Genomic DNA, 12,278 nt, shown 5'->3' with positions numbered 1-12,278 from the left:
TCGATCAGGATCACGCGCTTTGGCGCTTTCACCAACAACGCGTCCACGCTCAGCGTGACGGTATCGGTGGGCGCACCTGCTGCTTTGAGTACTTCACCAGTTTCCTCTGGGGAGTGTCCGACACCGAAGACCTTGCCGTCGTTCGGCAGTACGAACTGGGCGTCGTGCAACGAAACCAGATCGAGGGAGCCAATCTTGAAGGCCTTTGAGTCCGGCTGCTGCGGAGGCATTTGCGCGGAGGCGGAGGCTGCGATAGCCAACGCCAGAGACGAAGCCACGAACAATGTTTTGGAATTCGGCATGACGAGATCCTCTCACTTCGGGCGCGATGAAGTCAGTCTCCATCGCCAAGCCAGGTCACATCGCAATCTCGCGAAGATATCACTGCGATTCTAGCGGATGCAATTCAAGGAGCTGGCGTAGGAGTAGGATACCCTACTGCCTGCCCAGTTTCCAACTGTCCCCAGACGGGCAAGCTACGCCGTTGACGCGCATCACGCCGTCGAGCGATTGCCGACTGGTTACAAAACCGCGACATCCGTCCGGTCCATCGTTACTGGCATCGATCTGTTCGATAACGCCCGCGCTGCCTGTCGATGGGTTGGCCCAAGCGAGCGCGGTTGCCCCGACAGCACTGCGACCGACTGTATCTGCGATCACCGCTTGATCGGTCAAGGGCGCCTGGTGCGGGATTGCTGACTGGGCGAGGGGCGTCTCAAGCGGCTCGATATGTGAGCATGCCGTCAAAGCCGCGATGCTCATTGCCGAGATGAAGTGCTTCGGATTCATCGCCCGGATAAAGCGTTTTGCTTTTTGCATTTCAAGTTACTAATAGTTCATATTCTGGCGGGGTTTGATTGCCTTTACCGGAGAATGACGTTTTCGAAGATGGTTCACCCTGACATTCCGTCAGATTTTCTTCGACGGAGAGCATCGGCTTGGCCGGTCGTCGTATGCCAGCGTGGTCTGTCGCGGTCGTTGATGCCCAAGGGGTCTGTGTTCGGCCTGATCACAGATTGTCGATTTATAGTGTTGCGCCTGACACGATGATACCTAGCCCAGCAAATGTTTCCAGGCGACGAAACTCGGTTGGTTTGCGTACCATCTCGCTCGACCAAATGCCGGATCTTTTGGCGGCGGTGCTGAACGCTAACCGGCCGACGTCGCGCGATCGAGTGCTGCGATGAGCTTCGCGGCGAGCGGGTGGTCGGAGCGCGGATTCTGACCGGTGATGAGCTCGCGATCCTCGACCACGTAGGGCTCGAAGTCGACTGGGTTGGTGCTCACGTCGCCGCCCGCCATCTGCAAAGCATCGGGCATCGTGAAGTACAGCTTGCCGCGAAGAATGTTCTCCTCGACGGACTTTTCTTCGCTGGCCGAGAAGACCGTCATCCTGTAGCCGGCATATTGCCAGCCTTTTGCCATCTCCGACGCCTTGACCATGTCGCGGATGATCAGAGCGGCCCGAAATTGCCTGGCATTCGGCACGGCGGCAAGGGACGCGATCGGGCCGTGGCAGAGGAAAGCCGTCGGCTTTTTGAGCGCATGGAAGTACCGCAGGATCTCGCCGAGTTCGGCGTCCTGCATGAGATCGACGACAGGCGCCTGGCCGCCTGGGAGGAACACCCCGGCATAATTTTCCAGCCCTTCCTCGATCACCGAGCGCAAACTGCGCAGCTCATTCATCGAGGAGTGTCTCGCAAAAAAAGTTCGAGACCGTTGATAGGCCTGCTCGTCGCCGCCGAAATGCTGTGCCGAATCCGAAACTTCGTCGATGTGCGGCTTCTTGCCGTTCGGCGTGGCCAGTACCACGCCATAACCGGCTTCAATGAGCGCCATGGCGGGCACGACCGTCTCGTTCAAATACGGACCCGTCGGCCCCGCGGCCCCGCCCTGTATTGGATTACGCTCTACAGTAAATACCGCCTTGACGCCTCTCCATCTTTGAGAAATGCTAAGACGTCAGACCAATTTTTTGGATGGGCTGCCTTAGAAAAGAACTTGGGGAACCATGAAGGCAAATGGTAGCGACAGGCCGGTAATCCGGCCGCTTCCGACGATGGACCGCGCCCGTCAGGTGACGGAAGCGCTGGCGCATTATGTCGAGGATGCGCGGCTTCAGGCGGGCGACCGGTTGCCGGCGGAGCGTGAACTGATGGCAGCCCTTGCCGTCGGGCGGTCTACCATTCGCGAGGCAATCCGGCATTTTCAGGCGCTCGGCGTCATCGAGACGCGCAAGGGCAGCGGAACTTATCTGCTGAAACCGGTTTCTCGCGATACGATTCATATGCCGCTATCGTTCGAGACGCCGCATCTGCGCGATGTGCTGCTGCAGACGCTGGAGGTTCGCCGCGGCATCGAATGCGAGGCCGGCATGGTGGCGGCTCGGCGGCGCACGGCGAAAGATCTCGTCGTCATCGAAGAAAAACTCGACGAGATGGAGCGGGTGCATCTTTCCAAGGGCGCCTCAGGTCCGGAAGATCTCGCCTTCCATTTGGCGGTCTACGACGCCACGCACAATCCGCTGTTCCGCCAGCTTCTCGAACAAATGCGCGAGACCTTCGAGCGTTTCTGGACGCACCCTTTCGACCGGCAGGATTTCGCTCGCCGGTCCTTTCCCTTTCACCGCACCCTTTTCAACGCCATCGCCGCCCAGGACACCGAGGCGGCACGGCGTGAGACACTGAAAATCCTCGACGTGGTCGAGGAAGACATCAAGGAAATGTCCCGATGACTGACGGCCTCGAACCGTTCGACCTCGCTTCGCTGATCACCGCCCATGACGAGGGCAACTTCGCCGAGGCGGTCGTTCCGCCGATCTTCCAGACCTCGCTTTTCACCTTTTCCGACTACGACGACATGATCGCCTCCTATCGCGGCGAAAAGGTGCGCCCGATCTACACGCGCGGGCTGAACCCGACCGTGCGCATGTTCGAGGAGATGCTGGCAAAGCTCGAAGGTGCCGAGGATGCTCTGGGTTTTGCAAGCGGCATGGCGGCGATCTCGTCTGCGGTACTGAGCTTCGTGGAGCCGGGTGACCGTATCGTCGCCGTCAAGCATGTCTATCCCGACGCCTTCCGCCTGTTCGGCACGATCCTGAAGCGCATGAAGGTCGAAGTGACCTATGTCGACGGCCGTGACGAAGAGGCCATCGCCAAAGCGCTGCCCGGTGCCAAGGTCTTCTATATGGAGAGCCCGACGAGCTGGGTGATGGAAGCTCATGATGTCGGCGCGCTGGCCACACTCGCCAAAAAGCATGGCGTCGTCACCATGATCGACAATAGCTGGGCGAGCCCGTTCTTCCAGCGGCCGATAACTCTCGGCGTCGATCTCGTCATCCATTCGGCCTCCAAATATCTCGGCGGCCATAGCGATGTCGTTGCCGGTGTCGTTGCCGGCTCGAAAGAGATGATCGCGCGCATCAAGGCCGAATCCTATCCCTATCTCGGTGGCAAGCTGTCGCCTTTCGATGCCTGGCTGCTGATCCGGGGCCTCCGGACCCTGCCTTTGCGCATGCGGGCGCACGAGGCGGCGGCCATGACGATCGCGCAGCGCCTGCAGGCGCTCGACGTGATCGAGCAGGTCTGTCATCCGGGCCTCGCCAACCGCCTGCCCGCCGGCCTCAACGGAACGTCGGGTCTCTTCTCGTTCATATTCCGCGAAGGCATCGACATCAGGGCCTTCGCAGATCACCTCAAGCTTTTCAAACTGGGCGTAAGCTGGGGTGGGCATGAAAGCCTGATCGTACCGGGCGAAGTTGTGCTGCAGCAGAAGGCACAGCCGAATTCCGCACAAGCCTTCGGCATCAGCCCGCGATCTGTGCGCCTCCATATCGGCCTCGAAGGAACCGAGGCCCTGTGGAGGGACATCGAGGAGGCGATTGCCGTCGCCTCTTAACCGAAACCTCACAACAACTACGGAGGGGAACCAAAAATGAAAAAGCTTATTCTCTCAACACTCTTCGCCACGATGATGGCGGGTACGGCTTTTGCGGACACCACGCTGAAGCTCGTGGAAGTCATCACCAGCCCCGAGCGCACCGAAACGCTGAAATCGATCGTCGGCAAGTTCGAAGCCGCCAATCCCGGCACCAAGGTCGACATCATCTCGCTGCCCTGGAACGAAGCTTTCCAGAAGTTCGCCACCATGGTTTCGGCGGGCGATGTGCCCGACGTGATGGAAATGCCCGATACCTGGCTGTCGCTCTATGCCAATAACGGCATGCTCGAAAGCCTCGAGCCCTATCTTGCAAAGTGGGAGCACACCAAGGAACTGACGCCGCGCGCTCTGGACCTTGGTCGTGACGTCAACAACACCGCCTATATGCTGCCCTACGGCTTCTATCTGCGCGCCATGTTCTACAACAAGAAGCTGCTTGCGGAGGCCGGCGTCAAGGAGCCGCCGAAGACTATGGAGGATTTCACCAAGGCCTCCGAAGCCGTCTCCAAGCTCTCGGGCAAATACGGCTACTGCATGCGCGGTGGTCCGGGGGGCCTCAACGGCTGGATGATCTTTGCCGCCTCCATGGCCGGCGACAACAAGTACTTCAAGGAGGACGGCACCTCGACCATGAACAGCGAAGGCTGGGCAAAGGGTATCGAGTGGATGGTCGATCTCTACAAGAAGGGTTATGCCCCGAAGGACAGCGTCAACTGGGGCTTCAACGAAGTCGTAGCCGGCTTCTATTCCGGCACCTGCGCCTTCCTCGACCAGGATCCGGATGCGCTGATCGCCATTGCCGAACGCATGAAGAAGGAAGATTTCGGCGTAATTCCGCTGCCGAAAGGCCCGGCCGGCAAGTCCTATCCGACCATCGGCTACGGCGGCTGGTCGATGTTCACTACGAGCCAGAACAAGGATCTCTCCTGGAAGCTGATCGCGACCCTCGAAGGGCCTGAGGGCAATATCGAGTGGAACAAGAAGATCGGCGCTCTGCCTGCCTATACTGCCGCAGAGAAGGATCCGTTCTACGCCGGTGACCAGTTCAAGGGCTGGTTCGAGGAGCTCGCCGACAAGGACACCGTTCCGACTGTTATGCCGACCTACCTCGAGGAATTCGCCTTCTTCAAGGATTCCATGGCGATCAAGACCTCGCAGCAGGCGCTGCTGGGTGACATCTCCGCCAAGGACCTCGCCGATCAGTGGGCCGATTACCTTACCAAGGCGCAGCAGAAGTTCCTCGCCAAGAAATAAGGTCAACTGCGCAAGCGGCGGCGGAGATTTTCCGCCGCCGCTCATGCAACGACAGACGGCGCGCCGAAGCGCCGCAAGGGGAAGTATCGGGTAATGACCATCACCGCCGACACGCTCGAGACGCGCCGCGACCGCCGGCCATGGCTGCGCCGCCTGGCCGATGCCTCGGAGCCCTATCTTTACAGCGCGCCTTCGTTGATCCTGATCATCGCAGTCATGCTGGTACCGCTGGTGGTCGGCATCTCCTATGCCTTCCGTGATATCCAGCTGCTCAACCCCTTCTCCGGCGGCTTTGTGGGGATCGAGCATTTCCGCGAGCTGTCCCGCGATGCGGCGTTTTATGGTGCCCTCAGAAATACGCTCTGGTGGACCGGCGCTTCCGTCATTCTGCAGTTCATCTTTGGCCTCATCCTCGCGCTTCTACTCGACAAGCCATTCTGGGGCAGGGGTATCATTCAGGCTCTGGTCTTCCTGCCCTGGGCCGTGCCGTCCTTTCTTGCCGGCCTCAACTGGGCCTGGCTCTTCAATCCGGTCATCGGACCGATCCCGCACTGGCTCTTTGCACTTGGGCTGATGAACGAGCCGGGCAATATCCTCTCCGATCCGCAATATGCGATGTGGGGGCCGATCATCGCCAATGTCTGGTGGGGCATTCCCTTCTTCGCCATTACACTGCTCGCCGCTCTACAGGCGATCCCGCGCGATCTCTATGAGGCGGCTTCGATCGACGGTGCCGGCTGGTTCCAGCGCTTCTGGTCGATCACCCTACCGTTCCTTGCGCCGACGATCGCCATCACCGTCATGCTGCGCACCGTTTGGATCTCGAATTTTGCCGATCTCATCGTCGTCATGACCGGCGGCGGCCCGGCGGACAGAACACAGATCGTCGCCAGCTACATCTTCACCCAGGCCTTCAGGCGGCTCGATTTCGGTTATGCCTCGGCGATCGCGCTGGTGCTGCTGATCCTGCTCCTCGCCTATTCCATGCTGATCATCCTGCTGCGGCAGAGCCTGCTGGCCAAGGATTGAGCCATGAGACGTTCCATTCTCCCCACTGTCGCGCACCGTCTGGCGATCCTCGTCTATGTCGTTTTCGCGCTCTTCCCGCTCTTCTGGCTCCTGAAGGTCTCGGTCACGCCGAATGATCTGCTCTATACCGAGGGCGTGCGCATGTGGCCGTCGCGGACCACATGGGAGCACTACAGCTTCGTGCTGGAGCACAGCGCCTTTCCGACGTTCTTCAAGAACAGCGTCATCGTCTCGGCTTCGACGGCGGTGACAGTGACGATCTGCGCCGCGCTGTCGGGCTATGCGTTGTCACGCTTTAACTTCCGTGCGAAATACTGGATCGTGGCGCTGATGCTGCTGACCCAGATGTTCCCGCTCGTCATGCTGGTGGCGCCGATATTCAAGATCCTGTCGCCGCTGCATTTGACGAACAGCCTGACGGGTCTCGTTATCGTCTACACAGCCTTCAACGTGCCCTTCGCAACCTTCCTGATGCAGTCCTTCTTCGATGGCATCCCGAAGGATCTCGAGGAGGCGGCGATGATCGATGGCGCCACCCAGTTCACGGCCTTCCGGCAGATCATCCTGCCGCTGACGTTGCCCGGCATTGCTGCGACCCTCGGCTTCGTCTTCACGGCGGCCTGGAGCGAGCTTCTCTTCGCGCTGATGCTGATCAACGGCAATGACGCGGCGACCTTCCCGGTCGGCCTTCTTACCTTCGTTTCGAAATTCTCCGTGGATTTCGGGCAGATGATGGCGGCAGGCATCATGGCGCTCATTCCGGCCGGCCTCTTCTTCCTGCTCATCCAGCGTTATCTCGTCCAGGGCCTGACGGCCGGCGCGGTCAAGGGTTAGTCACATGGCATCGATCGACATCAAGAATATCCAGAAATCCTATGGTCATATGTCCGTGCTGCACGGCGTCGATCTGGAAATCAAGGACGGTGAATTCGTCGTGCTGGTCGGCCCGTCCGGCTGCGGCAAGTCCACGCTGCTGCGCATGATTGCAGGCCTCGAAGAGGTGACCGGTGGCGAGATCCGTATTGCCGGCAACCGCGTCAACGAGCTGCATCCCAAGGATCGCGACATCGCCATGGTGTTCCAGTCCTACGCGCTCTATCCGCACATGAATGTCGCCGGCAATATGAGCTACAGCCTGAAGCTCCGGAAAACGGCGAAAGAAAAGATCGCCAGCGCCGTTGCCAGTGCAGCCTCCAAGCTCGGCCTTGATCCGCTGTTAGAGCGTCGCCCGAAGGCGCTGTCCGGCGGTCAGCGCCAGCGCGTCGCCATGGGCCGCGCCATCGTGCGCCAGCCGAAAGCCTTCCTGTTCGACGAGCCGCTGTCGAACCTCGATGCGCGCCTGCGCGAGCAGATGCGCGCCGAAATCAAAAAATTGCATGGCGACCTCAAGGCGACCTCGATCTACGTGACCCACGACCAGATCGAGGCGATGACGCTGGCGGACCGGATCGTCGCCATGCATGGCGGTGTCGTGCAGCAGGTCGGCAGCCCCTTGGAGCTTTACGACCGCCCCGCCAACCTCTTCGTCGCGGGCTTCATCGGCTCGCCCGGCATGAACTTCCTCGAGGCGAGCTATGAAGCAGGCGGCGTGAAGCTGAAGGACGGCACGATCGTGCCGCTCAACACGTCGCTGCCCTTGTCGAACGGCGAAAAGGTGACGCTTGGCATCCGGCCTGAACATGTCGTCATGACAAATGATGGGGCCGGGATTGCCGCCGACGTCGAGCTCGTCGAGCCAACCGGCTTCGGCATCATCCTGCATCTTTCGCTGCATGGCCTGCCGTTCAAGATCTTCACGCTCGATCGTGAGGCGTTGACTGCGGGGCCGAACGTCAATGTCACCTTTCCGGCCAAGCATCTGCATGTGTTCAACGGCGAGGGCAATCGCGTCGATTGAACGGAGGGAAGGCGATAGAATGTGGCTGTCGCTTTCGGCATACTGCCTTCCTCAGGGATCGGGGGGGGCGATATGCTTGTTGCGCAGATATCCGATATCCATGCCAGTCCAGATAGTCCGTCGCTGCTCACATTCGAAAGAGCAATCGATTGGTTAAAGGCTTTCCGGCCGGATGCGCTTGTCCTGACCGGCGACCTGGTGGATGACGGATGGCAACAGGGCTATCGTCAGATTGCGGAAAGCCTGCATGTGCTGGATTTTCCCACTTATATCTTGCCAGGTAACGGCGATGATCAATCGGTGATGCGAGCCGAGCTTGCCGAAGTTGGCAACTGGGCAGACCCGTCGAGGCCGATGCATTTCCAGGCGGCTTTCAATGACGCGACCGTTATTGGCGTCGATGTAACGGTAGCCGGCCAAAGCCATGGCGATATCCGGCCGCATCTGTCGTGGCTGAAGAGCACGCTCGCCGATGTTGCGACACCTTTTCTCCTCTTCATGCATCAGCCGCCGTTCGGCATCGGCATAGAAGTGCTCGATCAGGTCGGGTGCAGAAATGATGATGCGCTTCTTGAGCTTTTGAACGCGCTGGGATCTCCGCCGCTTGGAATTCTCTGCGGCCATGTTCACCGGCCAGTTTCCAGCAGAGTGGGCTTGATTGCCCTCCAGACATGCGGTTCGCTTTGCCCGCCCAATCCGCTTCTTCTCGGGGATCGGGCTGATCTTCCCGTTCTCGACGCTTCCTCCTTTCTGGTGCACGAGGTCACGAACGACCGGCTGCTATCGCATGTGGTATCGATGCAGACGCTCGCCGGCGCGTAGCCCGCTGGGAGCGGAAAAGAGCTTTCATCACAGGGCCTTCGATGGCTATATGATCAGAGGATGATCATGCTGGAATGGATATTATGACAGACACTGTTCTCGACCGTTTTCTCCGCTATGTCGTCATCGACACCCAATCTGATCCTGCCTCATCCACGCAGCCGACCACCGAAAAACAGAAGGATCTCGGCCGGGTTCTAGTTCGGGAACTCTTGGAGATCGGCCTTTCGGATGCGCATCTCGATGAGCACGGCTATGTTTATGCGACCATTCCGGCCAATACCGACAAGAGCGTGCCGGTCATCTGCTTCTGCTCGCATATGGACACTGCGCCTGACTTCACCGGCAAGAACGTCAAGCCTCAGATGGTGAAGGCCTATGCGGGCGGGGATATCCAGCTTCCCGGTGATCCGAGCCGGGTGATCCGTGTTTCAGAACATCCTGAGCTGAAGAATCAGATCGGCAACGATATCGTTACGACCGATGGAACGACCTTGCTCGGCGCCGACGATAAGGCGGGCCTGGCGGAAATCGTGGCTGCCGCGCAGATCCTCGTCAATAATCCCGGGATCAAGCATGGGACGATCAAGATCCTGTTTACGCCGGACGAAGAGGTCGGCCGTGGCGTCAATAAGGTCGATCTGAAGAAGCTCGGCGCGGAATTTGCTTATACGATGGATGGCGAAACCGCCGGCCATATCGAGGACGAGACCTTTTCGGCAGATAGCGTCGATATCGTTATCGCCGGCGTGGCAATCCATCCGGGTTTTGCCAAGGACCGGATGGAAAATGCCATCAAGATCGCCGGCGCGATTATCGACCGGCTGCCTAAGGAGATTGCACCGGAAACGACCGAGGGGAAGCAGGGCTTTATCCATCCGACAGGGGTGGCGGGCTCGATGGAAAAGGCTGCGATCAGCCTCATCATTCGCGATTTCACTGACGAGGGTCTGACCGAAAAGGAGACCATGCTCGAAGCGATCGTCAGGGATGTGATTAAGGCCTATCCGGGCTCGACCTATCGTTTTGACGTGAAGGAACAGTACCGCAACATGAAGGTTGTGCTCGACCGTCATCCTGAGATTGTCGAGAACGCCGTCGAGGCGGTGCGCCGGGCGGATATGACGCCAGTGCGCGGCAGTATCCGCGGCGGCACCGACGGCTCGCGTCTTTCTTTCATGGGCCTGCCGTGCCCCAACATTTTCGCTGGCGGTCATGCCTTCCACTCACCGCTCGAATGGATCAGCCGCCAGGATATGGAAAAGGCCGTCAGGACGATCGTGGAGCTCGCCAAGGTCTGGGAAGAGCGCGCCTAGCGCTCTTCATTCTTCCGCAATCAGCCGCCGTTTGCCGAAATGCCTGGTCGCAACATCACGCTGTCATAGGCAGGGCGCGGTGTCGGGATGGCGATAGGCGTGCCGGGTTCAGGCTCGATCGCGGTCGCTGCTGGTATCGGCAACGGGTTGGTACTTGCCGTTGCCGCGGGGTCTGGGGACGGGATCGGTACCGGAACATCTGACGGGATCAACACCTCGAACTGTGGCGGCAGCATGCTTTCGCCGGGCACATAGTTCATCGCGACTTCGTAGGACGGCAGTGGTGGCGGCGTTTCGAGCGTTCCATCTTCGTCGCGCTTCTCGTAGAAGGCGTTGCCGCCCGCGACCGTCACATAGTGCATGTTATTGTAAGGAAATTTCAATCCTGCGGTGTGGAAGAACATCGCGTCCTTCACGGCCGGATGGCGTTCGCCCTTCAGGATCGCGTCAACCGCGGTCGCAAGCTCAGGCTCTGCCTGCGGCTTGACCTCGCGTGTCATGACACCGGGCGCAAACTGCCTCTTCTGGGCGACGACGCCACAGATGGAATCGGCATAGGCGCCGGAGGTCAGCCTGTTCATGACCACACTGCCGACAGCCAGATAGCCATCCTCATCCGAATGCTGCGATTCGAAGTACATCGCCCGCTTCAGGCAGTCGCGATCTTTTGTGGTGTAATTGAAAGTGACCTTTGCCGGTTGAACCTGTTTCGATTTGGCTTTAACCGGCGCTGCCGCCGGTTTCGGTGTCGTCGTGCAGCTCGCGGCTGCCAGTCCTACGAATAAAATCCCGACCAGGGATTTTCCAAAGGAAATCTCCGCCCTCAACGCCAGGTGCCTCCTATTGGAATTAGTCCAGCCCTTTTCGATCTAAGCGAAAACGTTTTTACCCGGCATGTGACAAAAATACAAACAACCGGAGATCACAAAAATAACAAAGGGTTCCCGCCGAAATACGATTCTGGCGGGAACCGGTGATATCAATTCCGGAAAAGCTTCCAGCGTGTCGGCTTGAAGGCGACGCGGGACCGGTCGAGCCTGTCGGCTTCGCTCGGCGGAAGCTCGATCTCGATATGCGGGCGGTCCTTGCCGATGTCGAGTTCGATATGGCGGGTACCTGCGACGCGCCGGCTGGCGACTGGTTGGCCGGCGATGCAGTTCTCGGCGGATTCGCAGAGCCGGACATCGTGCGGGCGGAAATAGAGCTGCGCAGCACCATCGGCCTCGCTCTCGGCATTGAGGCCGAGCGAGCGACCCTCGAAGTGGATATCGCCGCCGGCGACCTCCACCTGCAGGCAGTTCGACTGGCCGACGAAGCCGTAGACGAAGGGTGAGTTGGGGCTGTCATAGACCTGGTCCGGCGTGCCGACCTGCTCGATTGCACCCTGGCTCATGACGACGACGCGGTCGGCAAGCTCCATCGCCTCATCCTGATCGTGGGTGACGAAGACGGTGGTGTGGCCGGTGCGGTCATGGATTTCGCGTAGCCATTTGCGTAGGTCCTTACGCACTTGCGCATCGAGCGCGCCGAAGGGCTCGTCGAGCAGCAGGACGTTCGGCTCGACCGCCATGGCGCGGGCAAGGGCCACGCGCTGGCGCTGGCCGCCGGAAAGCTGCGCCGGATAGCGCTTTTCAAGACCCGAAAGCTGTACGAGGTCGAGCAGTTCCAGCGCTCGCTTGCGGATTTCCGCTTTCGGCGGACGGCGCGACGCACTGCGCACCTTCAGGCCGAAGGAGACGTTGTCGAGCACTGTCATATGGCGGAAAAGCGCATAGTGCTGGAACACGAAGCCGATATTGCGCTGCTGGACTGTCTTCCTCGACGCATCCTCTTCGCCGAAGAAGATCTGGCCCTCGGTCGGGCTTTCAAGGCCGGCGATAAGGCGCAGAAGCGTGGTCTTGCCGGAGCCGGAGGGGCCGAGCAATGCGATCAATTCACCTGAGCGGATATCGAGCGAGACATCGTGCAGCGCCGGAAAGCGGTCGAATTCCTTGCGTATGTTTTGGACGCGTACTTCCATT

General features: G+C 59.6%; 12 protein-coding genes and 1 pseudogene. 8 read left to right on the top strand and 5 right to left on the bottom strand.

All coding sequences use genetic code 11. The annotated features are described in order from the left end of the window. The 3 genes and pseudogenes from AB4Z13_RS22225 to AB4Z13_RS22215 form a co-directional block, all read right to left on the bottom strand. Positions 1-302, bottom strand: a pseudogene (locus AB4Z13_RS22225) (MBL fold metallo-hydrolase); the annotation flags it as partial. 133 nt (positions 303-435) lie between these two features. Further along, positions 436-819 carry an RT0821/Lpp0805 family surface protein gene (locus AB4Z13_RS22220; protein ID WP_442206839.1) on the bottom strand — a complete coding sequence of 128 codons (384 nt, stop codon included), beginning with the start codon at positions 817-819 and terminating at the stop codon, positions 436-438. Between the two features lie 330 nt (positions 820-1,149). Further along, positions 1,150-1,863, bottom strand: a complete 714-nt coding sequence (locus AB4Z13_RS22215; protein ID WP_442206838.1) for a DJ-1/PfpI family protein — start codon at positions 1,861-1,863, stop codon at positions 1,150-1,152. Positions 1,864-2,011: 148 nt separating this feature from the next. Between AB4Z13_RS22215 and AB4Z13_RS22210 the strand changes: the two genes are divergently transcribed. The 8 genes from AB4Z13_RS22210 to pepT all read left to right on the top strand — a co-directional run bounded on the left by AB4Z13_RS22210 (position 2,012) and on the right by pepT (position 10,257). Next, positions 2,012-2,734, top strand: a complete 723-nt coding sequence (locus AB4Z13_RS22210; RefSeq protein WP_442206837.1) for a FadR/GntR family transcriptional regulator — start codon at positions 2,012-2,014, stop codon at positions 2,732-2,734. Further along, positions 2,731-3,897 carry a PLP-dependent transferase gene (locus AB4Z13_RS22205; protein WP_439017742.1) on the top strand — a complete coding sequence of 389 codons (1,167 nt, stop codon included), beginning with the start codon at positions 2,731-2,733 and terminating at the stop codon, positions 3,895-3,897. The genes AB4Z13_RS22210 and AB4Z13_RS22205 overlap by 4 nt, the downstream gene beginning before the upstream one ends. Before the next feature lie 36 nt (positions 3,898-3,933). Then, positions 3,934-5,193, top strand: a complete 1,260-nt coding sequence (locus AB4Z13_RS22200) for an ABC transporter substrate-binding protein (RefSeq protein ID WP_439017743.1) — start codon at positions 3,934-3,936, stop codon at positions 5,191-5,193. 93 nt (positions 5,194-5,286) lie between these two features. Then, positions 5,287-6,222, top strand: a complete 936-nt coding sequence (locus AB4Z13_RS22195; RefSeq protein ID WP_442206836.1) for a carbohydrate ABC transporter permease — start codon at positions 5,287-5,289, stop codon at positions 6,220-6,222. 3 nt (positions 6,223-6,225) lie between these two features. Next, the gene (locus tag AB4Z13_RS22190) at positions 6,226-7,056 is read left to right on the top strand and encodes a carbohydrate ABC transporter permease (RefSeq protein WP_113321478.1); all 831 of its coding nucleotides are present in this window, start codon (positions 6,226-6,228) and stop codon (positions 7,054-7,056) included. A 4-nt stretch (positions 7,057-7,060) separates the two neighbouring features. Continuing rightward, on the top strand, positions 7,061-8,119 hold the full coding sequence (locus AB4Z13_RS22185; RefSeq protein WP_442206835.1) for an ABC transporter ATP-binding protein: 1,059 nt from the start codon (positions 7,061-7,063) through the stop codon (positions 8,117-8,119). Positions 8,120-8,191: 72 nt separating this feature from the next. Then, a complete protein-coding gene (locus tag AB4Z13_RS22180) occupies positions 8,192-8,941 on the top strand; it encodes a metallophosphoesterase (protein WP_442206834.1) in 750 nt (249 codons plus the stop codon). A gap of 83 nt (positions 8,942-9,024) precedes the next feature. Then, on the top strand, positions 9,025-10,257 hold the full coding sequence (gene pepT, locus AB4Z13_RS22175; protein ID WP_442206833.1) for a peptidase T: 1,233 nt from the start codon (positions 9,025-9,027) through the stop codon (positions 10,255-10,257). 20 nt (positions 10,258-10,277) lie between these two features. On the opposite strand, the gene AB4Z13_RS22170 is transcribed toward pepT, so the two are convergent. Continuing rightward, complete coding sequence (locus AB4Z13_RS22170; protein ID WP_442206832.1) at positions 10,278-11,084, bottom strand: cell wall hydrolase; 807 nt, start codon at positions 11,082-11,084, stop codon at positions 10,278-10,280. 152 nt (positions 11,085-11,236) lie between these two features. After that, positions 11,237-12,277, bottom strand: coding sequence for a sulfate/molybdate ABC transporter ATP-binding protein (locus tag AB4Z13_RS22165; protein ID WP_442206831.1), 1,041 nt, complete (start codon positions 12,275-12,277; stop codon positions 11,237-11,239). Position 12,278 lies beyond the last annotated feature (1 nt).

The organism is Rhizobium sp. YAF28 (genome assembly GCF_052113285.1).
Lineage (GTDB): Bacteria > Pseudomonadota > Alphaproteobacteria > Rhizobiales > Rhizobiaceae > Rhizobium.
The sequence above is the reverse complement of the archived record's forward strand: the minus strand, read 5'-3'. Positions and strand labels throughout refer to the sequence as shown.